This is a genomic window from Streptomyces sp. NPDC031474, from assembly GCF_055581185.1.
The window spans coordinates 334,073-357,305 of the sequence record NZ_JBVIJX010000010.1 but is presented as its reverse complement, the minus strand read 5'-3'; the positions used below and the strand labels follow the sequence as shown (position 1 = coordinate 357,305).

The window sequence follows — 23,233 nt, the reverse complement described above, 5'->3', positions numbered from 1 at the left end:
ACCTCAGTGGAGAAGGCGGTACGGGATCGTGACGACACCCGGGTCCATCGAAGTAGGGTCCATCGAAGGCAGGATCGCCGAGGAGCTCGGCGTACGGGAGCGGCAGGTCAAGGCCGCCGTGGAGCTGCTCGACGGCGGCTCCACGGTTCCCTTCATCGCCCGCTACCGCAAGGAAGCGACCGAGATGCTCGACGACGCGCAGCTGCGCACGCTCGAGGAGCGGCTGCGCTACCTGCGGGAGCTGGAGGAGCGGCGGACGGCGATCCTGGAGTCGGTGCGTGAGCAGGGCAAGCTCACCGACGCGCTGGAGGCGCAGATCCGCGGCGCCGAGACCAAGGCGCGGCTCGAGGACATCTACCTGCCGTACAAGCCCAAGCGGCGCACGAAGGCCCAGATCGCGCGGGAGGCAGGCCTCGAACCGCTTGCCGAGGGCCTGCTCGGCGACGCCACGGTCGACCCGCTCGCGGCGGCCGCCGCCTTCGTCGACGCCGACAAGGGCGTCGCCGATCCGCAGGCCGCGCTGGACGGCGCGCGGGCGATCCTCACCGAGCGGTTCTCGGAGGACGCCGACCTGATCGGCGAGCTGCGCGAGCGCATGTGGGGGCGCGGCCGGCTCGCCGCCAAGGTGCGCGACGGCAAGGAGGAGGCGGGCGCGAAGTTCGCCGACTACTTCGACTTCGCCGAGCCGTTCACCGCGCTGCCCTCGCACCGCATCCTGGCGATGCTGCGCGGCGAGAAGGAAGAGGTCCTCGACCTCGTCCTGGAGCCCGAGGAGCCCTCGGAGCTGCCCGGCCCGTCGTCGTACGAGGGGATCGTCGCGTCGAGGTTCGGGATCGCCGACCGTGGCCGACCCGGCGACAAGTGGCTCACGGACACGGTCCGTTGGGCGTGGCGCACCCGCATCCTCGTCCATCTGGGCATCGACCTGCGGCTGCGGCTGCGGACGGCCGCCGAGGACGAGGCGGTGAACGTGTTCGCGGCGAACCTGCGCGACCTGCTGCTCGCCGCGCCGGCCGGCACGCGCGCGACGCTGGGCCTGGACCCCGGTTTCCGTACGGGCGTGAAGGTCGCCGTCGTCGACGCGACGGGCAAGGTCGTGGCGACCGACGTGATCTACCCGCACGTCCCGGCGAACAAGTGGGACGAGGCGATCGCCAAGCTCGCGCGGCTGGCGAAGAGCCACGCGGTCGAGCTGGTCGCCATCGGCAACGGCACGGCGTCCCGCGAGACCGACAAGCTCGCCGGTGAACTCATCGCCAAGCACCCGGAGCTCGAGCTCACCAAGGTGATGGTGTCCGAGGCCGGCGCCTCCGTGTACTCGGCCTCCGCGTTCGCCTCGCAGGAGCTGCCCGACATGGACGTGTCGTTGCGCGGCGCGGTGTCCATCGCGCGCCGGCTCCAGGACCCGCTCGCCGAGCTGGTGAAGATCGACCCGAAGTCGATCGGCGTCGGCCAGTACCAGCACGACCTGTCCGAGGTGAAGCTGTCGCGTTCGCTGGACGCGGTGGTGGAGGACTGCGTGAACGGCGTGGGCGTGGACGTCAACACGGCGTCGGCGCCGCTGTTGTCGCGCGTGTCCGGCATCTCCTCGGGCCTCGCCGAGAACATCGTGGCGCACCGTGACGCCAACGGGCCCTTCACCTCCCGCTCCGCGCTGAAGAAGGTGGCGCGCCTCGGTCCGAAGGCTTACGAGCAGTGCGCGGGCTTCCTGCGCATCCGCGGCGGCAGCGACCCGCTGGACGCCTCCAGCGTGCACCCCGAGGCGTACCCGGTGGTGCGGCGCATGGTGAAGACCTCCGGGCAGGAAGTCGCGTCCCTGATCGGCAACACGGGCGTCCTGCGCTCGCTGCGGCCGACCGACTTCGTGGACGAGACGTTCGGTCTGCCGACCGTCAGCGACATCCTCAAGGAGCTGGAGAAGCCCGGGCGTGACCCGCGGCCCGCGTTCAAGACGGCCACCTTCAAGGAGGGGGTGGAGAAGATCTCCGACCTGTCCACCGGGATGGTCCTGGAGGGGGTCGTGACGAACGTGGCGGCGTTCGGGGCGTTCATCGACATCGGCGTCCACCAGGACGGCCTGGCACATGTCTCGGCCCTGTCGAAGACGTTCGTCAAGGACCCGCGGGACGTCGTCAAGCCCGGCGACATCGTCAAGGTGAAGGTCCTCGACGTGGACATCCCGCGCAAGCGGATCTCGCTGACGCTCCGGCTGGACGACGAGGCGGCCCCGCAGGGCGGCGAGGGCCAGTCCGCCGCCGGCGGCGGCCGGCCCCAGCGCGGCGGGCGTCCGCCCCAGCAGCGCCAGCAGGGCGGCCAGCGCGGCGGCAGCGGCGGCGGTTCCCGCCAGGCGGCTCCCCCGCCGGCCAACAGCGCCATGGCCGACGCACTGCGGCGAGCGGGCCTGGTCGACCCGAAGAAGGGCAAGCGCTGAGCACGGCCCGGCTCACGGGCCGGCTCATTCGCCGTACGCGGCGAGCGGGCCGGCCGGGCCGGGCCCTTGCCGGCGGCCGGCCCGGACCAGGTTCGGCCCCAGTGCGTCCAGGACGGCTCGGGTGACCTCTTCAGGGGTGCGGCCGTCCGTGGCCACGACCGTGGCGGCGACCGTTTCGTACAGGTGGCGGCGGGTCTTCATCAGGTCCTGCCACTGCCTGCGCGGGTCGGCCGCCAGCAGGGGCCGGGGCGTGTCCCGGCCGGTGCGCCTGAGCGCTTCCTCGACGTCCACCGACAGGTGGACGACCCGGCGCCCGGCCAGATGCGCGCGCGTGTCCGCGTCCAGGATCGCGCCGCCGCCCAACGCCAGCACGCCGTCGTGCTCGGCCAGGGCCCTGCGCACCGCCTGCTTCTCGATCGACCGGAAGACCGGCTCGCCCTCGTCGGCGAAGATCTCCGCGATGCTGCGGCCCTGCTCGGCGACGATGTCGTCGTCGGTGTCCCGGTAGCCGGCGCCGAGGCGTTCGGCCAGCAGCTGTCCGACGGTGGACTTGCCGACGCCCATCGGGCCGACCAGGACGACCAGCGGCCCGCTCATCGGATGTGCAGGTGGTCGAGGTAGGACCGCACGTTGCGGCGGGTCTCGGGGACGCTGTCGCCGCCGAACTTCTCCGCCACCGCGTCCGCCAGGACGAGGGCGACCATCGCCTCGGCCACGATCCCGGCCGCCGGCACCGCGCACACGTCGGAGCGCTGGTGGTGCGCCTGCGTCGCCTCGCCCGTGACCACGTCCACCGTCCGCAGCGCCCGCGGCACGGTCGCGATCGGCTTCATCGCCGCCCGCACCCGCAGCACCTCACCCGTCGACAACCCGCCCTCGGTACCGCCCGAGCGGCCCGAGGCCCGTCCGATCCCCGCGTCGCCGGCGACGATCTCGTCGTGTGCCTTCGAACCCGGCATCCGCGCCAGCCCGAACCCGTCGCCGACCTCGACGCCCTTGATCGCCTGGACGCCCATGAGAGCGGCGGCCAGCCGGGCGTCGAGGCGCCTGTCCCAGTGGACATGCGAGCCCAGCCCCACCGGCACCCCGTACACCAGCACCTCGACCACACCACCGAGCGTGTCACCGTCCCTGTGCGCCTGGTCGATCTCCGCGACCATCGCCTTCGACGCGTCCGGATCCAGACACCGCACCGGATCCGCATCCAACCGTTCCGTGTCCGCCGGGGTCGGACACACCCCGTACGGCGCTTTCGCCGAGGCCAGCTCGACCACGTGGGAGACGATCTCGATGCCCGCCGTCTCCTTCAGATACGACCGGGCCACCGCGCCGAGCGCGACCCGGGCGGCCGTCTCGCGCGCCGACGCCCGCTCCAGGACGGGCCGGGCCTCGGTGAAGCCGTACTTCTGCATCCCGGCGAGGTCCGCGTGCCCAGGCCGCGGCCTCGTCAACGGCGCGTTACGGGCCAGCCCCGCCAGCACCTCCGTATCCACCGGGTCGGCCGCCATCACCTGCTCCCACTTCGGCCACTCGGTGTTGCCCACCATGACCGCCACCGGCGAACCCAGGGTGAGACCGTGCCGGACGCCGCCGAGGAAGGTGACCTCGTCGCGCTCGAACTTCATCCGCGCGCCACGCCCGTGGCCGAGCCGCCGTCGCGCCAGGTGGCCGGCCACCATGTCCGTGGTGACCGGCACCCCGGCCGGGAGGCCCTCCAACGTCGCCACGAGTGCGGGGCCGTGCGACTCGCCCGCGGTCAACCACCGCAACCTGCTCGACATCTGTCTCACTGCTCCTCGAAGTCGTAGGCGGGAAAGAGCCGTCGCAGCTCGGTGTGGAACCCGGGGAAGGTCTTGCCGACACAGGCCGGGTCGTCGAGCGGGAGAGCGACCGAGCTGCCGAGCCCGAGCACGGCGAAGGACATGGCGATCCGGTGATCGCGGTGGCAGGCGATCCGCGCCCGCAGCGGTGTGCCGGGATGGACGGTGATCCGGTCCCGGCCCTCGTCGACGCGAATCCCGCAGGCGCGCAGGTTCGCCGCCGTCACGCCGATGCGGTCCGACTCCTTCAGCCTCGCGTGGCCGATGCCCGTGACGGTGACGGGTGCGTCGGCGAGCGGGGCGATGGCGGCCAGCGTCATGAAGGTGTCCGAGATCTCGCCCATGTCCACCTCGAATCCGCCGCGCAGCCGCCCCGTACCGGCGACGGTGGTCGCCTTGTCCCCGATACGGACGTCGGCCCCCGCCAGCGCCAGGACCCGCACGAAGCCCAGATCGCCCTGGAGGCTGTCGCGCCCCAGGCCGGGGACGGTCACGGTGCTTCCCGTGACGGCGGCCGCGGCGAAGAAGTACGACGCGGTGGAGGCGTCCGGTTCGATGGACACGTGCGTCGCGGTGTATCCGCCGGGAGTCACCTCGACGCGTCCGGGGGCCGGCTCGGTGACCCGTGCGCCGAAGGTCCGCATCAGCGCCAGCGTCATGTCGACGTAGGGCCTGCTGACCAGGCGGGCGACCTCGACCGACAGCGGGCGGCGCATCAGCGGTCCGGCCATCAGCAGCCCGCTCAGATACTGGCTGCTGAGGCCGGAGTCCAGCTCCAGCGGCCCGCCGTCCAGCCCGTCGCCGCGCACGGTCAGCGGCAGGGATCCGCCCGGCCCGGTACGCACCTGTGCGCCGAGGCGGCCGAGTGCCTCGGCCAGCGGGGCCAGCGGGCGGGCTCGCAGCTGGCCGGTCCCGTCGAACGTGAACTCCCCTTTCCCCGCCGCCGCGACGAACGGCGGCAGGAACCGGACCGCGGTGCCCGCGTCGGCGCACCACAGGTCGGCGCGCCCGGCGAGGTGTCCGCGGATACCGGTGACTTCCCAGTACGCGTCGGCCGGGGCGGCCCGCACCTCGACGCCCAGCGTGCGCAGGGCCTCCCTGAAGGCGAGGGTGTCGTCGCTGACGAGCGGCGCCCGCAGCACGCTCGTGCCGCTCGCGGCGGCGGCCAGCAGCAACGCCCGGTTGGTGAGACTCTTCGACCCGGGGATCCGCGCGGCCAACGGGGCGTGCGTGTCCCCGGCGGCGTGCGGCCGGCCCGCGGTCGTCCGGCGCGATGCGCCCACGGCTTCTCCTTCGTCGTCGGTGGTCGGCTCGTCAACCGCGGGCAGGTGCCCGGGAACGGCCACCGGCCGTGCCGGCCGGCAGCGGGCCGGTGCGCGGGGCCGGTTCGGCTGTGGGAACGGCCGGCGTGCCGGTGTGGCCGGGGGGCCGCTGCACTGTCCATCCGTAGTCCGTGAGGCGGCGGGCCATGCGGACGGCCGAGGCCGGTTCCACCAGGAGTTCGACCAGCCCGCTGCGCTCGCCGGGCGAGTGGTCGATCGACACCTCCTCGACGTTGACGCCCAGCTCCGCCACGGTCGCCAACAGACGGGCCAGCTCACCGGCCTGGTCACCGATGAGCACATGCACGGGCGTGCAGTGGGACGGCTTCTCCCCGTGCTTGCCCGGCACCCGCTCACGGCCCTTCCTGCCACGACCCAGCAGGTCGGCGACGAGCATCAGCCCTTCCGCCCGTTCGTCGGCGTCGTCGGTGGCCAGGCCCCGCAGCGCCGACACCGCCACGGTGAGGTCCACGGCGAGTTCCTGCAGCACATCGGCGACGGCCGTGGCGTTCGCGTCCAGGATGTCGCCCCACAGGCGCGGGTCGCCTCCGGCGATGCGGGTGACGTCCCGTACGCCCTGACCGGCGAGTTGCGAGGCGTCCTCCGGCATGTGCTCGAGACGCGCCGCCATCAACGAGGCGACGAGGTGGGGGGTGTGGGACACCAGGGCGACCGCCCGGTCGTGGGCGGCGCTCTGCATGACCACCGGAACCGCCGCGCACAGCGACGCCACCTCCAGCGCCCGGTTCAGGGTTTCCGTGGCGGTGTCCGGGGTGGGGGTGAGCACCCAGGAGCGTCCCTCGAAGAGCGTGGCGGAAGCGGCGAGCGGACCGGACAGCTCGCGTCCCGCCATGGGGTGTCCGCCGATGTAGCAGGACGGGTCGGCCAGGGCGAACACATCCCGCTCCGGCCCGGTCTTGACGCTGGCCACGTCGGTGTAGCTGCGGGCCAGCCCGTTCGACTGCTGCTTGGCCAGCACCTCGCCGACGCTGCCGGGCGGCACGGCCAGCACGGCGATGTCCGCCGGTGCGGTGGGCGGCCCGACGGTGCCCGCGCCGAGCGCGGCGGCGGTGCGGGCCGCCGACTCGTCCGCGTCGAGCAGATGGACGCGCACTCCTCTTCGGGTGAGCGCGAGGGCCACAGAGGTGCCGATCAGGCCGGTGCCCACGACCGCTGCCGTACGGATCACCGGGCCTCCTCGGCAGTGCCGGCGAGATCGCTGCGCAGGGCTGCGGCGCCGCCCAGGTAGACATGGCGCAGGTCGCGCTTGCGCCGATCGGTCTCGGCGTGCAGCAGGACGCGCACGACGCGCGGCAGTGCTCCGGCGACGTCGATCTCCTGGGCGCACAGGAGTGGGGTGTCGGTGATGCCCGACTCCCGTGCGGCCACCGCGGGAAACTCGCTGTGCAGATCGGGCGTCGCCGTGAAGATCACGCTGACGAGATCCTGCTGTTGCAGTCCGTTGGCGTCGAGCATCTCCTTCAACAGGCTCTTGGTGCTGTCCACCAGGTGGTCTCTGTCATCCCGTTCGAGCTGGACCGCGCCCCGTACTGCGCGCACTGTCATCTCACTCTCCTTGCGGCGCTCGGCGGTGGTGGTACAACTCGGCGACCTGGAAGGCCAGGTCCAGCGACTGGTAGCGGTTGAGGCGCGGATCGCAGGCGGACTCGTAGCGCTGCGCGAGGTCGTCCAGACGTATCTCGGCGCCGCCGCCCACGCATTCGGTGACGTCCTCGCCGGTCAGCTCGACATGGATGCCGCCCGGGTGGGTGCCCAGTTCGCGGTGGACTTCGAAGAAGCCCTTCACCTCGTCGAGGACGTCGTCGAACCGGCGTGTCTTGTGGCCGCTGGGGGCGGTGAACGTGTTGCCGTGCATCGGATCGCAGATCCAGGCGACCTGGGCGCCGGACGCCGTGACCTTCTCCACCAGCCCGGGAAGGACGTCACGGACCTTGTCCGCTCCCATCCGGGTGATGAAGGACAGCCGGCCCGGTTCCCGGTCCGGGTCCAGCCGGTCGACGAGCGCCAGCGCCTCGTCCGCGCCGACGGCCGGCCCCAGCTTCACGGCGATGGGATTGCGGACCCGCGAGGCGAACTCGACGTGGGCGCCGTCGAGTTGCCGGGTGCGTTCCCCGATCCAGATCAGATGGGCGGACACGTCGTACCACTGTCCGGTACGGGAGTCCTTCCGGGTGAGCGCCGACTCGTAGTCGAGGAGCAGCGCCTCGTGGCTGGAGAAGAACTCGGTGGAGCGGAACTCGCTCGGCTCCGCCGCGCAGGCCTTGAGGAACGCCAGGGCCTTGTCGATCTCCCGTGCGAGACGCTCGTACCGCTCGCCGACGGGAGAGCTGGCGACGAAGTCCTGGTTCCAGTCGTGCACCTGCCGCAGGTCTGCGTAGCCGCCGGTGGTGAAGGCCCGGACGATGTTCAGGGTGGCGGCGGAGGCGTGGTACATGCGCTTGAGGCGCTCGGGGTCGGGGGTGCGGCCCTCGGGGGTGAACTCCAGGCTGTTGACCGCGTCGCCGCGGTAGGCAGGGAGCTCGATCCCGTCACGCCGCTCCGTGGGCTGCGAGCGCGGCTTGGAGTACTGGCCGGCGATGCGGCCCACCTTGACCACCGGCACGGATGAGGCGTAGGTGAGCACCGCCGCCATCTGCAGCAGCGTCTTGATCTTGTCCCGGACCTGGTCGGCGGAGACGGCGTCGAAGGATTCGGCGCAGTCACCGCCCTGGAGGAGAAAGGCCTCCCCGCGTGCCACCGAGGCCAGCCGGGTGCGCAGTTGGTCGCATTCGCCCGCGAAGACGAGGGGCGGTGCGGCCGCGAGGTCGCAGAGCACCGTGCCGAGGGCGTGCTCATCGGGCCAGGTCGGCTGCTGCGCGGCGGGCAGGCCTCGCCAGGACTGCACCGGGGGGTTCTGCCGAGAGATCATGGGGTGTCCTTCATCTGTTCCACCTGGGGCACGAGATCCGCCGGGGCGTCGGCCGGACGTTCACTCGTCGAGCAGATCGGGCTGCTCGGCGACGATCTCGTCCCAGAGCAGCTGGAAGCTGAACCAGCCCAGCTGGGCGTCGCCGAATCCGTCGCCCGCCGCCGTGGCCTGTTCATGGGTGAATGTCTTCGGGGTGCCGGCCGCGAGGGCGAGCAGCTGGACCTGGGCGCAGCTGTCGTAGGTGAAGAACCAGTGCACGGCCTCGTCCAGCGAGCCGCCCACGGTGATCAGGCCGTGGTGGCGCAGCAGAATGGCCCGGTTGTCCCCGAGCTGCTCCGCGATGTCGCGGCCCTGTTCGAGGGAGACGGAGGGTCCTTCGTAGGCTTCGTACAGGGTCTGCCGTCCGTAGAAGGCGGCCGATTCCTGGTCGATGGGCTCCAGCAGCCGCCCGAGCGCTCCGAGCGCGCGGGAGTGCGCCGTGTGGCCGTGAGCGGCCGCGGTCGCCCCGGGGTGGAGTTCGTGGATCTGGGAGTGGATGACGAAGGCGCTCGGGTTGACGCGGTGCTTTCCGTGGACGACACGGCCTTCGGCGTCCACGCAGATCAGATCGGCGACGCGGACCTGCTTGAAGGAGACGCCGAAGGGATTGACCCAGAACTGGTCGGGATACTCCGGGTCCCGCACGGAGATGTGACCCGAAATCCCTTCTCCGAAGCCGTACTTGCCGAACAGCCGCAGGGCCGCGGCCAGGCGCTGCTTCCGGTGCCGCCTGGTCTCCTCCGGCGTGTCGAAGACCGGCTCACCGGGAATCGGCAGACCGGTCGCGGTGTCCGCGAGGTATGCGGCACGGGTCCCGGTGGTCGTGTCGGCCGGGTCGGACGTGTCGGTCGTGTCGGTCGGGCTGGTCATGGTGGTCATGGGGACTCCCTCTTTCTGGGCCGGTGTTGACCGGGAACGGGGGGATCGTCGGTACGGAATGCGCTAGGCGGGCAGCAGGACGTCCGCCGGCCGGGCGGTGTTCGCGGCGCCTGCGTGCTGCAGGATGGCGGCGACGATGTCCTCACCGCGGTCCACCAGCGACGGGACTCCGAACGTGAAGAAGAGCGCGCCGGAGCCGATGTTGCCGAGTCCGTACAGGCGCGGGTCCTGGGTGCCGTCCGCGATGAGGCGGCTGGTCGCCCGGGCCAGGTTCAGCCCGCCGTGGGGGTGGCGGACGGCCGCGTGAGCGCGCGTCAGGGTGGTCACCAGCGGCAGCGCGCGGGTGGGGATCCGGCCCTCGGAAGCGTTGACCGCGTTGATCACCTTGTCCGCCGCCAGGGCCGTCCCGTCCGTGGTGATCGTCTCGAAGCCGCCGCCGGGGCGTGCCGCGACCTTCTGCAGGCCGCAGCGGACGTCCAGTTGCCCCGCGTCGACGAGTTGCAGCATCAGGGACGCGCTGCTCGGCGGCATGGGGCAGCACAGGCTCATGACGGTCCGGTAGTGGGAGTGCAGGAGTTCGGCCCTGTCCTGTTCCCTGAGCAGCGGCCACACGTCCGGGCCGATGTCGGGCACCGCGCGCTGCAGGATGCGCAGGCCCAGGTCCGGGGAGTCCACCGCGGCGAACTGACGTCGCAGGCGGTCCACCGGCGCTTCCCGGTCGGCGTTCATGATCTCGGCGTACACCGCGTCGAGAGCCGCGCCGGCGTCGCGCAGTTCGGCTTTCACGAGGTCCGCGAACTCCGCGAGGGTCAGCTCGCTCCGTCGCCCGGCGAGGGACCGCATCCGCTCCTTCGTGAGATGGCGCGGCTCGAAGGCGGCCGGGCGCTGCCGGACCCCGGGCAGCAGTCCTCGCCTGGACAGCAGGCTGATCCGCCCCTGATGGCCCTGAGCGGCGAGAGCGAGGACGATGTCGACGGCGGTGAGTCCGCTGCCGATGACGGCCACGTCCTCCCGCGGGCCGATGTCCCGCAGGCGGTGCGACACCGGGTACGGGTCCGCGATGAACCCCGGTGCACCGGTGAGTCCGTAGGCGTCCTTGGGGCTGTCACCGCCCACGCACAGTACGACGTAGTCGAAGGCGCCGGCGTGGCCGTTGCTCGTGCTCAGCAGCACCTGGTCGGCGGTCCGCCGGGCCCCGGTGACCGCGGCGCCGACGAGATCGACCCGCCAGCCCTGCCGGCGCAGCTCTCCCAGCGCCGTGTAGGCCGACTGCTCCAGGTATTCGCCGTAGACGGTCCGCGGTGCGAAGCGTGCCCCGGAATAGGGGTCGACGCTGTCGAAGTCCTCGACAATGCGCTCGCGAATCTCCAGCCAGCGTTCGAAGTGACCGAGGTCGCCCACGCGCACGGACATGTCGTCGGGCGGCGCATTCACCTTTATGGTCTCGGCGTCGACCTGATAGGCGCGACCTCGCCACAAATTCGGCGAGGGCTCGAAGACCGTTATGCTGCCCGGTCCGCCCTGCGCCTGGGCCAGTGCGTCGATGAGGCAGACCGCGGACGCACCACCTCCGACCACACCGATCGATATTCCAGACATATGCTCTCTCATCCGCAGCTCTTCCGGTCCGCTCATATCGCGTTCCGGTCCATACGGTGAAATTCCCCGTGCAGGAATATGAGTGAGGACCGGGAGTCGTTCACGCCGGCTCCGACGACCTCTCCGACGATCAGCAGGTGGTCGCCGGCCACCAGGTGGTCCCGGTACCGGCACTCCATCCAGGCCGCGGAGTCGAGGAGCAGGGCACCGGTCTGCCGGCCCGGCTCGGCGGGCAGGCTGCCGAGGGCCTTCATCCGGTCCTCCGCGGGGCGGGCGAAGATCCGGGCCAGGTCTTCGGCGCCGCCGTCGAGGATGGAGAGCGCCCAGACCCGGGATTCCATCAGGTCGTCCAGAAACGTGGAGTCACGGCGAATGCTCAGCGAAACCAGGGGCGGGGTCAATGACACGGAGGTCAGCGAGTTGACCGTCAGAGCATTGTGCCGTCGAGTCGATTCCGCGTCGGAGAAAGTACTCACCACGCACACACCGGAGGCGAAATTACGCATGACGGAACGCAGATCGTCCGTCACGGCAACCGGCGGATGATTCGCTGCTGACAGGTCACCCATGACTGGTCCTCTCCGGGGAATTTCAGATACGCACCGGTTCGATGCGTCAGACGTTACCGAGAGGCCGGGTCGCGGTTTTGCGGGGGCGCGCACAGGAATTAGCCCGTACACGCCTGCCCCGACGGGCCGTCGCCGATACGCAAAAGAGCCGGCGGAGGCCCGCCGGCTCTGACCTCGAGCAGGCTCGCGGCTGCCGTACGGCAGGCAGCGGGGAGCGCCTCGGGGAAAGGAAAATACCGCCATGCACGTTCTGACCGGCGCTGGGGCTCGTGCCCCGGCGGGTCCCTCTACTCGGTGCCGGTGCCTGAACCGGAGTCGGAGTCGGAGTCGGAGCTGCCGTCGGAGTCGGAGCTGCCGTCGCCGTCGGCGGCCTCTGCGGCGGCCGCGGCCAGGGCCTCCGCCTCGGCCAGTACCCGGGCGCCGCGATCGGCGCTCAGGTCCAGCCGCGCGAGCACGGCGGGGACGGCGACGGTCGGCAGCAGCTGCATCAGGAGCACGGACAGCCGCTGCGCCATGTCCCTGCGGTCGGAGAGCACATGGGACAGCAGCTGGATCCCGGAGAAGGAGGCGACGAGGAGTTCGGCGGTCTCCTGCAGGTCGACGCTCCGGTACAGCTCTCCCTGCTCGCTCGCCTCGGTCAGACCTGCCAGATTGTGCTCGATCCAGGCCAGGAACGGTCGTCGGCGGTCCAGTTGATGCGCCCCCCGTTCCAACGACAGGCTGACGCTGCCCTGGAGCATCTGGTCGTGCATGAGGCGGTGCGCGAAGACGAACCCGGCGTCCACCAACTCCTGAAGCTTCAGCGGACGCCGGACGATGGGGTAGGTCCCCCGGTCCACCTGGACCTCGAGGATCGCCTCGGCCAGATCCTCCTTCGAGGAGAAGTGGAAGTAGAACGCCCCTTTGGTGAGCCCGGCCCGTGAGTAGACGTCGGAGATGGTCGCGCCGTCGTATCCCCGCTCGGCGAAGACCGCCCCCGCCGCCTCGAGGATCAGCTCCCGAGTCCTGATCGCACGTTCCTGCTGGGCCACGAGCACCATCCTCTACTGACTCAAACTTGATTGAAACCATACCGCTAAGGACGTATCTTTCCCCGAGGGGGGACAGGCCTCTCCATGCTCGTGTCATGAGGGGGAGCCATGAGCTGGACACCTGTGGCCTGCGGTCGGCAGGTCGTCGACGCAGTGGGCGGAGCCGGCGCGTTGCCCAAGGAGCTGGTGCACAGACCCCGCGTCGACGACGTTCTGCTGACCGACTGGCAGCGCCTGGACGACGAGCGCTTCTCGGTGGCGGCGAACTGGCCGCACGCCCACGAGTTCTTCGTCCCCTTACAGGGCAAGCACGCCCCGGTGCTGATCGTCGAGACGCTGCGGCAGGCCGCGATCCTCCTGTGCCACACGGAGTTCGCCGTCCCGCTCGACCACCACTTCCTGATGAGAGACCTCCATTACCGGTCCCACCCCGAACACCTCGACGTGACGGACACGGCGACCGAGTTGCGGTTGGACGTCGTCTGCCGCGACATACGGCGTCGCGGCCGGCGGCTGACCGCCACGGACTGCCGTATGACCGTCCGGCACGGCGCCCGTACGGTGGCCACGGGCGGCGGCCGGCTCAGCATCTCCACCCCGCAGGCCTACCGGCGGCTCCGGGGTGCGTTCTCCCCGGCCGAGTCGGCGGCGCCGGTGATACCCGTGGCGCCGGCCCTGGTCGGCCGGACGGAGCCCGTGCACGTCGCGCTGGCGCCCACCCGCGAACCGGGGCGCTGGCAACTGCGGGGCGACACCGGGAACGTCACCCTGTTCGGCCGGGCGGCCGACCACTATCCCGGCATGCTTCTGGTGGAGGCCGCGCACCAGGCCGCCACGGCCCTCCTTACGCCGGACCCCTTCTATCCCGCGTCGTTCACCATCGACTTCCACCGGTACGCGGAATTCGCCACGCCCTGCTGGATCGAGGCGCACACCGTCCCCACCATGGTTCCCGGCGGCCGGTCGGTCCGGGTCACCGGACGTCAGGACGGCCACCCCGTCTTCACCGCCTCCCTGACCGACGCGGGAAGGCAGTCGGCATGACCCGGCCGACCGTGCTGATCACCGGAGGAGCGGGATTCATCGGCGCTCACGTGGTCCGCCGGCTCCTCACCGCCGGGGGCGCCGCGCCCGGCGCCCTCGTGCGGCTGCTGGTCCATGACCGGGGGGTCACGGTGCCGGCCGGCGCGGCGGCGCACACCGTCCGCGGCGACCTGTGCGACGCGAACTCCCTGCGAGGCGTCTGCGACGGAGTGGACACGCTCGTCCATCTCGCCGCACAGGTCGGCGCAGACATGGAACGCTGCCGTGCCGTCAACGTCGAGGGCACTCGGGCGCTGCTCCGGGAAGCGGCCCGGGCCGGCGTCCGGCGGATCATCCACCTCAGCACGGCCGCGGTCTACGGCGACGGGCCTCACCGGGGCGAGACGGAGTCGCTGCTGCGGCCCGCCCCGGTGTCCCCCACCAGCATCACGCGGCTCGCCGCGGAGGAGAGCGTGCTCGCTGCGGGCGGCCTCGTGCTGCGGCCGCACATGGTCTACGGCGAGGGCGACACCTGGGTGGTGCCCTCGCTCCTGGCGATGCTGCGCCGCGTCCCGCACTGGGTGGACGAGGGCCGCGCCCAGGTCTCGATGATCGCCGTCGACGATCTGGCCGACGCCGTCGCCCGCCTGGCCCGGCTCCGCGCCCTGCCGGCCGGCCGGGTCCTGCACGCCAACCACCCCGACCCGGTGCGGGTCCGGGACGTGGTCAGCACGGTGGCCGACGCGTTGCGCCTGCCGCTTCCGCAGGGGAACGTCTCCCACGGCAGGGCGCTCGACCTGCTCGGCGCCCGGAACGACCCCGCCAGGGCGCGGCGGCTGTCGCTGCTCGCGGTCGACCACTGGTACGAGAGCTCGGCCCTGTGGAAGCTGGTCGAGGCCGACCCGGGTCCGGGTTTCCCGGAGCGCTTCGCGTCGTACACCGCCTGGTACCGGGCCGCCATGGCCGCCCGGTACGGGCCGGAGCCGACGGCGCGGCCGGCCGGCTGAGCCGTCAGACGGCAGCGCTCTCGCGGTCCAGGAGGACCAGCAGTTCCCGGTGGCCGTTGGAGATGAACGACTCCTGCGCCTCGGCCGGCCTGTCGGGTCGGGCGAGAGCCAGTGCAGGGAAACGCTCGAACAGGGAGCGAAGGGCGATCGACACCTCCAGCCGGGCCAGCGGCGCGCCCAGGCAGTAGTGGACGCCGTGACCGAAGGAGACGTGGTCGCGGCGGCCGGGCCTGGTGCTGTCGAAGCGGTCCGCGGTGTCGCCGTGCCGTGCGGGGTCCCGGCCCGCCCCGGCATAGGAGATCATGATCGCGTCGCCCTTGGGGATCACCACGTCGCCGAGGTCGAGGTCCTCGACGGCGTAGCGCAGGATCGAGTGGGCGCCGGGGGCTTCGTAGCGCAGTGTCTCCTCGATGACGTCGTCCCAGCCGACGTCCCCCTGCTGTACGAGGCGGAGCTGTTCGGGGTGGCGCAGCAGGGCGTGCACGGCGTGGTCGAGCAGATTGACGGTGGTCTCGTAGCCGGCCGTGAACAGCAGGATGAGGTTGTCCGCCAGTTCCTTCTCGGTGAGACTCGCGCCGTCCTCGTCCCGCACGGCGATCAGGTCGCAGGTGAGGTCGTCCCCCGGGTTCTCGCGCTTGTACGCGAGGACGTCGGACAGGGTGGCGTACAGGGCATGGCCGTTGGCCTGCGCCTCCTGTGCGGACGCGGACGTGCGGAAGAAGCCTTTGATGATCCCGTGCAGTTCGGAGCGGTACTCGTCGGGAATGCCGAACAGCTCGCACATCACCTGGTTGGGCAGCGGATGCGCGAACTTCTCGCGCAGGTCCAGCGGTCGGCCCGGCGGCTCGGCGGCCAGGGCGTCGAGGAGTTCGTCGGTGATCTGCTGGATACGCGGGCGCAGTGCGGCGACCCGGCGTTGTGTGAAGGCCGTGGCCACCGGCTTGCGCAGACGGGTGTGGTCGGCGCCGTAGGCCGTCACCATGTTCTGGACGGACACCCAGATGGCCAGGGGCCAGTCCTGGGGTATCTCGCCGTTGATCCAGGAAGGCCAGTGCTGGTAGGCGTCCTTGGAGACGCGCGGATCCAGGAGAAGACTGCGGATCAGGTCGTAGTCCGTGACCGACCAGGCCACCACCCCGCCCGGGAGTTCCACCTGCACCGCGCGTCCCAGGCTGCGTATCCGGGCGATCTCACCATGGATGTCGCGCCCGCCGGCGTCCATTACGAAGGGGCACAGCCCACTACGGTCCATCGGTCATCTCCAGGTCTCACCGGGGCGGTCCCATCCGCCCGGGAAAGTGAACTCTGCCGGATTCGATCACTGCCCGCTGAGGGTTTTCGGTTCCGCGAGGAGGGCCGGAATTCCACCCCGTTCTCCGCGAAGGGGTGGGGCGGAACTCCGGCCCGTCCGACGGCGGGCGTGCGCCTACTGGATCGCCGCCGCGCTTTCCGGCCGGCGTCGCGCCGAGGCACGCAGCGCCGCGCCGAGCGTGAGGAGGGTGGTGAGGACGGAGATGGCGGTGACGACGTAGAGACCGGAGTGGTAGCCGTCCAGTGTCGCGGTCGTGTCCTTCGCGCCTTCCTCGACCGACATCGTGGCGGTCACGATCGCGAGGACGATCGCCGCGCCCACCTGGTAGCCCGTCTGCAGCACGCCGGCCGCCAGCCCCTGCTCGGAGTCGTCGACGCCCGTGGTCGCCTGGACGTTCGCGGCGGGGAAGGAGAAGGGGAACGCCACGCCGATGAGCAGGATGCTCGGCAGGATCACCCACAGGTAGGAGGACGTCTCGTCGATCCGCAGGAAGAGCAGGTACGAAGCGGTGTAGGCGACGAAGCCGGCGAAGATCATCCACTGGACGCCGAACCGCGCGATCAGCTTCCCGGCCCGGGGGGCGATCGTCATGATGAGCAGACCGATGGGCAGGAAGGCCAGAGCCATCTGCATCGGCGACCAGTCGCGCAGGGTCTGCAGGTAGAGACCGCCGATGAACTGGAAACTCATGTAGGTGCCGAGGATCGCCGCGGCGACCAGGCTGGCCCCCACCAGGGCACGGTTGCGCAGCAGGCCCAGACGCAGCAGGGGCTGGGCGGCCCGGCGTTCGACGGCCACGAAGACGGCGAGGAGGACCACCGAGGCGGCGAACGTTCCCAGTGTGCGCGGGGAGGCCCAGCCCGCGTCGGGCGCCTCGACGATGCTGTAGACGAGGAGCAGCATCGCCGCGGTGACGGTGACGGCGCCTGTGACGTCGAAGGTGCTCCCGCTTCGGTCGGTGCTGGGGTCGCGCGGCACCAGTGCGAGCGCCCCGCCGAACGCGATGAGGGCCACGACCACCGGGAGCAGGAAGGTCCAGCGCCAGCTGATCTCGGTGAGCGCGCCGCCGACGATGACGCCGGTGGAGTAGCCGACCGCGCCGCAGGCGGTGTAGATGCCGACGGCGCGGTTGCGCTGCGGGCCTTCGGCGAAGTTGGTGATGATGATGGACAGGCTGGCCGGGGCGGTGAACGCGGCCCCGATGCCCATGATGAACCGGGCGACGATCACGACGAGACCGTCATTGGTCACCCCGCCGACGAGCGATCCGACGGCGAAGATGGCGACGCCCATCAGGAACATGCGGCGCCGGCCCAGCATGTCCGCCATGCGTCCGCCGAGCAGCAGGAAACCGCCGAATCCCAGGACGTAGGAACTCACGACCCACTGCACGGACTGGGTGCTCATGCCCAGGTCGGACTGGATCGGCGGAACCGCTATGCCGACCATGATGTTGTCGAGGGCGTCCAGGAAGAATGCCGCACAGACGCTGACGAGCAGGCCCCACTCGCGGAATCCCCAGGGCCTGGTTCCGTCCGGTTTTCCTCCGCCTGTGCCTACTGCGTCGACTTCTACTTCGCTGGAAGTTGCCATGAACTGTCCTCATCTAGTCAATTGCCGGTCATTTTGCGTCCGATGCCGGCGGTGCGGCCGGTGAGCGGGACGTTCGCCCCGCTGCACCGACCGCCGTCACCGTGTCCGGGTTATCCCTTGAGCCCGAGGGGGAAGGGCGCCTGCGGGGTGCCGCCGAGGAGATGGGCTCCTGCCGACTGCACGATCTGCTCCTGGGCGAGAATGTGCTGGCACATGGTGTGGAGGTCGCGCAGCCAGCGGTCCAGCGGAGAGGTCTGGTAGATGGAGGCCGTTCCGACGAGGTCGGAGAGCCGCGAGACGATCGAGCGGGCCGTGCGGAACGCGTTGACGCGGGCCAGCGCCGAGGAGACCTGCTGGTCGCGCGTCGGCTGCACACCCTCCTCCAGCCGGCTCCACAGCTCGTTCAGCGTGCCGTAGACCGCGTAGCGGGCCGCGGAGAGCTCCATCTCGGCCTGACCGATGGCCGTCTGCACGCGGTAACTGTCCGACCAGGGGGTGCCCGTGGCCCGCTCGACGCGGTCGGCCGCCAGCTCGCGTACATGGTCCAGTGCCGCGCGGGCGACGCCCAGCGGCACCCCGGGCACATTGCCCAGGAAGGCGTCGGGGGCGGACAGCGGCCCGGATCCCCGCGGATTCGTGAAGTCGAACGAGCGCTCTTCGGGGACGAAGAGGTCGGTGGCCTGGTAGTCCATGCTGCCGCTGCCGGCCAGACCGTGGGTGTGCCAGGTGTCCACCGTCTCGAATTCCTCGCGACGGGCCAGCATCAGCCGCCAGTTCACCGGCGCGCCGTCCGGACCCGGCTCCGGCTCGCCGTCGGAGTGGACGACGCAGCCGCCGACGACCCAGTCGGCGTGGGTGACACCGCTGCCGAACGGCCAGCGGCCGTTGACCCGGTAGCCACCGGGAACCCGGTCGGCACGACCGACCGGGAAGATCAGACCGGCGGTGATCGCGTCCGGGTTGGCGAGCATCTCCTTGAGCACCAGGTCGTCCAGGTAGCCCGCGTAGATCCAGGTGTCCATGCCGATCATGGCGCACCAGCCGGCGGCGGAGTCACCGTAGGAGAGCGCCTCGATCACTTCGGTCTGCTGCGCGAAGGTGAGTTCCGGGCCGCCCCATTCCTTCGGCATTCCGATGCGGAAGACGCCCGTGTCGCGCACCAGCCGGACGACGTCGTCCGGAAGCCGCCGGGTGCGTGCTATTTCCTCGGAGCGCTCGCGCAGCAGCGGGGCCGCGGCCCGCGCCCGCGCCAGGATCTCCTGTGCGGAGACAGGGGCCTGCTCGCCGCCGATGGCCGGACTCGGAGTCTCGGTAACAGTCATGGAAACCCTCCTGTGCCTGCGTGCTCGTCTGAGTCGGGGCGCGTCGAGGGGCCGTCGGCCGATCTCGCGCCGTCCTCACGCTATGGACGGTGGCCGCTCGCTTCTCGTGTGAACGCGCACGCGATTTGGTACGTCCGCACACACCGATCCGACTAACCAACGAAAGCGACTTTACAGGTTAGGAATCTCTCCTTGCAACCAGTCACGTATGCTTGAGGGGTTAGAACGGTTCGGATGGAGGATGGTGCGATGACCGAGACCGACCCGCGTCCGTTCGTCGGCGAGCCCCTGGCTCTCGACCTGCTGAACACCCGTTGGAAGGAGCACGGTCACGACGAGGACCTGCTCGACTCGCCCAGCGGCCTGCACGTCTGGCTGGCCGGCCATGGCCTGGCCGACCGTTTCCCCGCTGACACCGCGTCACTGGAGGCGGTTCTCCTCGCCCGCGAGGCGCTGTCGGCCGCCGTCACCGCGCCGGGCTCCGCGAGCGCGGCCCGGCAGGTCGACGACGTCCTGGCGCACGGCCGAATCAGGCCCACGCTGACCGCCGAAGGGCCCGGCGAGGCGACCGAGTTCGAGGATCCGGCCTGGGGCGCGGCGTGGACCGCGGCCCGCGACTACCTGCGTCTGCTCACCACGGCCGCGGACCGGATCCGCCTGTGCGATCAGCCGGACTGCATCCGGTACTTCTTCGACACCTCCCGCAACGGCGGCCGTCGCTGGTGCTCCATGGCGCTGTGCGGCAACCGCGCCAAGGCGGCCCGGCATTACGCGCGGACCCGCCACACCGGAGTCTGAACGGGCCGCCGGCACCTGTACGACGTGCCCGAGGAGCGCCGGCGCACGACCGCCGACAGCGCACGGCAGGCATGGCAGGCACGGCAGGCAGGCCGCGACAGGGCAGGGTCACAGCGAAGGGGTTCCATGGATCCGCATATCCGTCATCGCACCGTCAGCGTGCGCGGGCTCGACGTGTTCTACCGCGAGGCCGGTTCCCCCGACTCGCCGGTCCTGCTCCTGCTGCACGGCTTTCCGGCGAGCTCCCGCTCGTTCCGCGACCTCATGAGCCGCCTGGCCGGGAGCTACCGGGTGATCGCTCCCGACCACATCGGCTTCGGTCACTCCGCCCGGCCGTCCGCCGACGACTTCGACTACACCTTCGCCAACCTGGCCACGATCACGAGCGACTTCACGCAGCGGCTGGGGCTGTCGCGCTTCGCCCTCCACGTCCACGACTACGGTGCGCCGATCGGCTGGCGGCTGGCCACGGCCCACCCCGAGCGGGTCACCGCGATCGTCACGCAGAACGGCAACGCCTACCGGGAAGGCCTGCGTCCGCAGTTCTGGGCCCCGGTCCACGCCTACCTCGCCGACCCGAACCCCACGACCGAGGCCCCCCTGCGCCAGGCCCTGAGCCCGGAGGGGATCCGGTGGCAGTACACCCACGGGGTGTCCGACGAGAGTCTGCTGGACCCGGACGCCTGGCACCTCGACTCGGCCGCGCTGCGGCGCCCCGGCAGCATCGCGATCCAGCTCCGGCTCATCCGTGACTACGCCTCTAACCTGGAGGCGTATCCGCTCTTCCAGAAGTACTTCCGCAGCAGCCGGGTTCCGTTGCTCGCCGTCTGGGGAGCCCACGACGAGATCTTCGGCCCCGAGGGCGCCCGGGCCTTCCGGCGTGACCTGCCCGACGCGGAAGTGCATCTGCTGCCCACCGGGCACTTCCCCCTGGAGACGCACTGCGCGGAGACGGCCGACCTGGTCAGGGAGTTCCTGGGCCGCAAGCTCCCGGCGACCGTCCCCGCCGCGGCCCCACCCGGTCGGTGGGGCGGGCGCTGAACCTGCCCCGGAAACAGGCCGGTGGCGCCAGGGGGCCCTCCCCTGGCGCCACCGTCTGCATGTCGCACCTTTCCAGGGACCGGTCAGGAGCGCCGCGCCAGGGCGTCGGCACGGTCCGCGCCGCGTGAGGCCTCGAACCGCTCCCGCAGCTGGGCCCTGCGCAGCTTGCCGATGCCGGTCTTGGGGACGTCCTTCTTGGTGACCGCCACGACGTGTGCCAGGTCGACCTCGAACGCGTCCGCCACCCGGCCGCGGACCAGACGTTCCGCCTCGCGGACGTCCACGCCGTCGCGCGGATGGAAGAAGACCGCGAGTTCTTCGCGCTCCGCGTCCTCCCCGCTCACCAGGCAGGCCACGGTGTACGACGGCACGACGACGTCGAGCTCCTCCACCCGGGCCTCGATCTCGTGGCCGTGGTAGGTGACGTCGTCGAGCTGGATGACGTCGTCCGCCCGGCCGGTCACCGTGAGGATTCCGTTCTGGATGTAGGCGAGATCACCGGACTTGAACCAGCCGTCGGCGGTGAACGACTGCCGGTTCTGCTCGGCGTTGCGGTAGTAGCCCGCGGTCACGGAAGCGCCGGTGACCTGGAGTCTGCCGGTGACGCCGACGGGGACGAGCTCGTTGCGCTCGTCCACCACCCGCAGGCGGGTGCCCGGTTGCGGCCGCCCCACGGGCACATAGCGCTCGTCCCCGGCGCTGGCGACGGAGAACTCGCAGTCGGCCACTCCGGCGGAGGTCTCCGACATGCCCCAACCCGGGTACATGGCGTCCGACGGAAGCCCGAAGGGGGCGAGCAGTTCCAGGAACCGACGGACCACACCGCTGCGGACGGCTTCGCCGCCGTTCATGATGTAGCGCAGGCATCCCAGGTCCCAGGACTGCTCCTTGAGCCGGTCCGCCTGGTCGTTGATGAGCCCGAAGGCGAAGTTGGGCGCCCAGGTGGTGTCCGAACGGTGCCGGTCCATCGCGCCGATCCAGCGCAGCGGATCGCCGAGCACCCACGCGAAGCGGGCGTGCACCTGGTGGCAGCCCAGGTAGACGTCACGGGCGTGGAACATGACCAGGCCGCCCACATGGTCCAGGGGCATCCAGTTGAAGGTGCGGGTCCGGTCGCTCAGCCCGTTCACCTGGACGGTGGCCGCCGTCCGGCTCAGCACGTTCCGATGGCTGAGCACCACCGCCTTGGGCACACCGGTGCTGCCCGAGGTGAGCAGCCGCACGGCCGGGTCGTCCGGATCGGCCTGATGCCATGTCATATCCGGTGTGTGCGAGAGCAGTTCGGGCGTGCTTCCCAGCCATGCGCCGCCCCAGCCGGGATCGGCGGTGACCTCGGGCGACAGCTCCTGACCGGCGCCGGTGATCACCCTCGGCCTGCCGTAGCCGTGCCAGACCCGCCGCAGCAGCTCGGGAGCGGCCGCGCGCTGGTCGGCGGTGGCGCCGGCGTTGACGGGCATGGGGACGAACCCGCCCAGGACACAGGCCCAGAAGGCGGCCAGCAGTTCCGGGTCGTCGCCCACCTGGAGAATGATCGTTTCGCCGGGGAGGACGCCCGCGGCGCGGATGCCGGCGAGGATGCGTGCGGCCCGGTCCAGCAGGTGCCGGTACGTGCTTGCGGTTTCGCTGCCGTCCGGCCGGATGAACCGGATGCGTTCCTCGGCGCCGTGGTCGTGCGCCGCGCGGACGAGCGCCTCACCGAGGTGGGCCACGTTCGGCTCGACGGCGGGGCCGCCGTCGAGGAACGAGATGTCGGGGGTTTTCATTTGGAGCTCTCCCCCGCCGCGGTCGCCACGATCACCAGCGGGCCGCGTCCGTGGCCGGGCGCCGGCTCCTTCCGGAAACCGCCGTACTCGGCGGTTATCGTCAGTCCTACGTCGGCCAACAGCTCTCGCACCTCCGGCCCGGTGAGGACGGCCTGGTCGAAGAAGTTGTCGTACATGGCCACCCGGCCGTCCGTCTCACGGACGAGCAGGGTCTCCTCGTTCCGCCAGCTCGCCGCGTGCGGGTTGATCGACTGGCGGGCGAGCCGGGTGATGAGCACCCCGTCACCGCGGTGGTGGGCCACCGTGTGCTGCTGGTAGCTCTCCACGAAGTTCAGCAGGTGACCGAATTCCAGGACGAGATGGCCGCCGGGCCGCAGCAGGTCCCGCAGCTTCCTGAGAACCGGCCGCAGCTCGGCTCGCGGCAGGTAGTTCAGCGTCATGAAGAGGCTGTAGACGAGATCGAACCGGTCATCGCAGGCGAAGGCCTCGGCCCTGTCGTGCACGTACTCGACGCCCTCGCCGCCGGCGTTGCGCGCATAGTCGATGAAACGTGCACTCTGGTCCACTCCCAGGCAGGAGAAGCCCCGTGCGCCGAGCTCGCGAAGGTTGGTGCCCGTTCCGCAGCCGAGATCGAGCACGCGGGCGCCCGCAGGTGCGAGGGAGGCGAGGAACTCCGTTTCGGCAGCGAGGTCCCGAAAGCCCCTGCGCATGATCTCGTAGTACTCTCCGGGAAACTCAAAACTGGTCAACGCATT

General features: G+C 71.0%; 20 protein-coding genes. 5 read left to right on the top strand and 15 right to left on the bottom strand.

Translation table 11 applies throughout. The features are described from left to right. Nucleotides 1-28: 28 nt before the first annotated feature. Nucleotides 29-2,431, top strand: coding sequence for a Tex family protein (locus ACZ5SK_RS23065; RefSeq protein ID WP_334575227.1), 2,403 nt, complete (start codon nucleotides 29-31; stop codon nucleotides 2,429-2,431). A gap of 24 nt (nucleotides 2,432-2,455) precedes the next feature. Here ACZ5SK_RS23065 and ACZ5SK_RS23060 read toward each other — a convergent pair whose 3' ends face one another. The 10 genes from ACZ5SK_RS23060 to ACZ5SK_RS23015 all read right to left on the bottom strand — a co-directional run bounded on the left by ACZ5SK_RS23060 (nucleotide 2,456) and on the right by ACZ5SK_RS23015 (nucleotide 12,619). After that, a complete protein-coding gene (locus ACZ5SK_RS23060; protein WP_334575228.1) occupies nucleotides 2,456-3,028 on the bottom strand; it encodes a shikimate kinase in 573 nt (190 codons plus the stop codon). After that, nucleotides 3,025-4,212 carry a chorismate synthase gene (gene aroC, locus ACZ5SK_RS23055; protein WP_334575229.1) on the bottom strand — a complete coding sequence of 396 codons (1,188 nt, stop codon included), beginning with the start codon at nucleotides 4,210-4,212 and terminating at the stop codon, nucleotides 3,025-3,027. Before aroC ends, ACZ5SK_RS23060 begins: the two co-directional genes overlap by 4 nt. 5 nt (nucleotides 4,213-4,217) lie before the next feature. Then, nucleotides 4,218-5,471: a 3-phosphoshikimate 1-carboxyvinyltransferase gene (aroA, locus tag ACZ5SK_RS23050; RefSeq protein WP_334581079.1), complete on the bottom strand. Its 1,254-nt coding sequence runs from the start codon at nucleotides 5,469-5,471 to the stop codon at nucleotides 4,218-4,220. Between the two features lie 94 nt (nucleotides 5,472-5,565). Next, nucleotides 5,566-6,759 (bottom strand): prephenate dehydrogenase, encoded by a 1,194-nt coding sequence (locus ACZ5SK_RS23045; protein ID WP_334581080.1) that lies wholly within the window; start codon nucleotides 6,757-6,759, stop codon nucleotides 5,566-5,568. Further along, complete coding sequence (gene aroH / locus ACZ5SK_RS23040) at nucleotides 6,759-7,139, bottom strand: chorismate mutase (RefSeq protein ID WP_334575231.1); 381 nt, start codon at nucleotides 7,137-7,139, stop codon at nucleotides 6,759-6,761. The genes ACZ5SK_RS23045 and aroH overlap by 1 nt, the downstream gene beginning before the upstream one ends. Nucleotide 7,140: 1 nt before the next feature. Then, nucleotides 7,141-8,502, bottom strand: a complete 1,362-nt coding sequence (locus ACZ5SK_RS23035; RefSeq protein WP_468156041.1) for a class II 3-deoxy-7-phosphoheptulonate synthase — start codon at nucleotides 8,500-8,502, stop codon at nucleotides 7,141-7,143. A gap of 60 nt (nucleotides 8,503-8,562) precedes the next feature. Then, a complete protein-coding gene (locus ACZ5SK_RS23030) occupies nucleotides 8,563-9,420 on the bottom strand; it encodes a class II aldolase/adducin family protein (RefSeq protein ID WP_334575233.1) in 858 nt (285 codons plus the stop codon). 63 nt (nucleotides 9,421-9,483) lie between these two features. Next, nucleotides 9,484-11,019 (bottom strand): FAD/NAD(P)-binding protein, encoded by a 1,536-nt coding sequence (locus tag ACZ5SK_RS23025; protein WP_468156043.1) that lies wholly within the window; start codon nucleotides 11,017-11,019, stop codon nucleotides 9,484-9,486. A 32-nt stretch (nucleotides 11,020-11,051) separates the two neighbouring features. Further along, nucleotides 11,052-11,525 (bottom strand): flavin reductase family protein, encoded by a 474-nt coding sequence (locus tag ACZ5SK_RS23020; RefSeq protein ID WP_468576563.1) that lies wholly within the window; start codon nucleotides 11,523-11,525, stop codon nucleotides 11,052-11,054. A 350-nt stretch (nucleotides 11,526-11,875) separates the two neighbouring features. Next, nucleotides 11,876-12,619 (bottom strand): ScbR family autoregulator-binding transcription factor, encoded by a 744-nt coding sequence (locus ACZ5SK_RS23015; protein ID WP_334575237.1) that lies wholly within the window; start codon nucleotides 12,617-12,619, stop codon nucleotides 11,876-11,878. A 108-nt stretch (nucleotides 12,620-12,727) separates the two neighbouring features. On the opposite strand from ACZ5SK_RS23015, the gene ACZ5SK_RS23010 reads away from it, so the two are divergent. Together ACZ5SK_RS23010 and ACZ5SK_RS23005 are read left to right on the top strand one after the other, a co-directional pair. After that, entirely contained in the window at nucleotides 12,728-13,663 is a 936-nt protein-coding gene (locus tag ACZ5SK_RS23010; protein WP_334575238.1) for a ScbA/BarX family gamma-butyrolactone biosynthesis protein, read from the top strand. Next, the gene (locus tag ACZ5SK_RS23005) at nucleotides 13,660-14,649 is read left to right on the top strand and encodes an NAD-dependent epimerase/dehydratase family protein (protein ID WP_361702004.1); all 990 of its coding nucleotides are present in this window, start codon (nucleotides 13,660-13,662) and stop codon (nucleotides 14,647-14,649) included. The genes ACZ5SK_RS23010 and ACZ5SK_RS23005 overlap by 4 nt, the downstream gene beginning before the upstream one ends. 4 nt (nucleotides 14,650-14,653) lie before the next feature. On the opposite strand, the gene ACZ5SK_RS23000 is transcribed toward ACZ5SK_RS23005, so the two are convergent. The 3 genes from ACZ5SK_RS23000 to ACZ5SK_RS22990 form a co-directional block, all read right to left on the bottom strand. Continuing rightward, the gene (locus ACZ5SK_RS23000; RefSeq protein WP_334575241.1) at nucleotides 14,654-15,901 is read right to left on the bottom strand and encodes a cytochrome P450 family protein; all 1,248 of its coding nucleotides are present in this window, start codon (nucleotides 15,899-15,901) and stop codon (nucleotides 14,654-14,656) included. A 174-nt stretch (nucleotides 15,902-16,075) separates the two neighbouring features. Then, nucleotides 16,076-17,554 carry an MFS transporter gene (locus tag ACZ5SK_RS22995; RefSeq protein WP_468576546.1) on the bottom strand — a complete coding sequence of 493 codons (1,479 nt, stop codon included), beginning with the start codon at nucleotides 17,552-17,554 and terminating at the stop codon, nucleotides 16,076-16,078. Between the two features lie 110 nt (nucleotides 17,555-17,664). Then, nucleotides 17,665-18,876 (bottom strand): acyl-CoA dehydrogenase family protein, encoded by a 1,212-nt coding sequence (locus ACZ5SK_RS22990; RefSeq protein ID WP_334575243.1) that lies wholly within the window; start codon nucleotides 18,874-18,876, stop codon nucleotides 17,665-17,667. Between the two features lie 249 nt (nucleotides 18,877-19,125). On the opposite strand from ACZ5SK_RS22990, the gene ACZ5SK_RS22985 reads away from it, so the two are divergent. Continuing rightward, nucleotides 19,126-19,674, top strand: coding sequence for a CGNR zinc finger domain-containing protein (locus ACZ5SK_RS22985; RefSeq protein WP_334575245.1), 549 nt, complete (start codon nucleotides 19,126-19,128; stop codon nucleotides 19,672-19,674). Between the two features lie 126 nt (nucleotides 19,675-19,800). Next, nucleotides 19,801-20,715 (top strand): alpha/beta fold hydrolase, encoded by a 915-nt coding sequence (locus ACZ5SK_RS22980; RefSeq protein WP_457494031.1) that lies wholly within the window; start codon nucleotides 19,801-19,803, stop codon nucleotides 20,713-20,715. Between the two features lie 83 nt (nucleotides 20,716-20,798). Here ACZ5SK_RS22980 and ACZ5SK_RS22975 read toward each other — a convergent pair whose 3' ends face one another. Both ACZ5SK_RS22975 and ACZ5SK_RS22970 read right to left on the bottom strand, forming a co-directional pair. Further along, nucleotides 20,799-22,478: an AMP-binding protein gene (locus ACZ5SK_RS22975; RefSeq protein WP_334575247.1), complete on the bottom strand. Its 1,680-nt coding sequence runs from the start codon at nucleotides 22,476-22,478 to the stop codon at nucleotides 20,799-20,801. Beyond that, on the bottom strand, nucleotides 22,475-23,227 hold the full coding sequence (locus ACZ5SK_RS22970) for a class I SAM-dependent methyltransferase (protein ID WP_468576545.1): 753 nt from the start codon (nucleotides 23,225-23,227) through the stop codon (nucleotides 22,475-22,477). Before ACZ5SK_RS22970 ends, ACZ5SK_RS22975 begins: the two co-directional genes overlap by 4 nt. Between the last annotated feature and the right edge of the window lie 6 nt (nucleotides 23,228-23,233).

Coding starts and splice junctions, on each gene's coding strand:
- ACZ5SK_RS22975 (WP_334575247.1), bottom strand. CDS start 22,478: ATGAAAACCCCCGACATCTCGTTCCTCGACGGCGGCCCCGCCGTCGAG.
- ACZ5SK_RS23010 (WP_334575238.1), top strand. CDS start 12,728: ATGAGCTGGACACCTGTGGCCTGCGGTCGGCAGGTCGTCGACGCAGTG.
- aroC (WP_334575229.1), bottom strand. CDS start 4,212: ATGTCGAGCAGGTTGCGGTGGTTGACCGCGGGCGAGTCGCACGGCCCC.
- ACZ5SK_RS23035 (WP_468156041.1), bottom strand. CDS start 8,502: ATGATCTCTCGGCAGAACCCCCCGGTGCAGTCCTGGCGAGGCCTGCCC.
- ACZ5SK_RS22995 (WP_468576546.1), bottom strand. CDS start 17,554: ATGGCAACTTCCAGCGAAGTAGAAGTCGACGCAGTAGGCACAGGCGGA.
- aroH (WP_334575231.1), bottom strand. CDS start 7,139: ATGACAGTGCGCGCAGTACGGGGCGCGGTCCAGCTCGAACGGGATGAC.
- ACZ5SK_RS23025 (WP_468156043.1), bottom strand. CDS start 11,019: ATGTCTGGAATATCGATCGGTGTGGTCGGAGGTGGTGCGTCCGCGGTC.
- ACZ5SK_RS23020 (WP_468576563.1), bottom strand. CDS start 11,525: ATGCGTAATTTCGCCTCCGGTGTGTGCGTGGTGAGTACTTTCTCCGAC.
- ACZ5SK_RS23060 (WP_334575228.1), bottom strand. CDS start 3,028: ATGAGCGGGCCGCTGGTCGTCCTGGTCGGCCCGATGGGCGTCGGCAAG.
- ACZ5SK_RS22990 (WP_334575243.1), bottom strand. CDS start 18,876: ATGACTGTTACCGAGACTCCGAGTCCGGCCATCGGCGGCGAGCAGGCC.
- ACZ5SK_RS22985 (WP_334575245.1), top strand. CDS start 19,126: ATGACCGAGACCGACCCGCGTCCGTTCGTCGGCGAGCCCCTGGCTCTC.
- ACZ5SK_RS23030 (WP_334575233.1), bottom strand. CDS start 9,420: ATGACCACCATGACCAGCCCGACCGACACGACCGACACGTCCGACCCG.
- ACZ5SK_RS22980 (WP_457494031.1), top strand. CDS start 19,801: ATGGATCCGCATATCCGTCATCGCACCGTCAGCGTGCGCGGGCTCGAC.
- ACZ5SK_RS23000 (WP_334575241.1), bottom strand. CDS start 15,901: ATGGACCGTAGTGGGCTGTGCCCCTTCGTAATGGACGCCGGCGGGCGC.
- ACZ5SK_RS23005 (WP_361702004.1), top strand. CDS start 13,660: ATGACCCGGCCGACCGTGCTGATCACCGGAGGAGCGGGATTCATCGGC.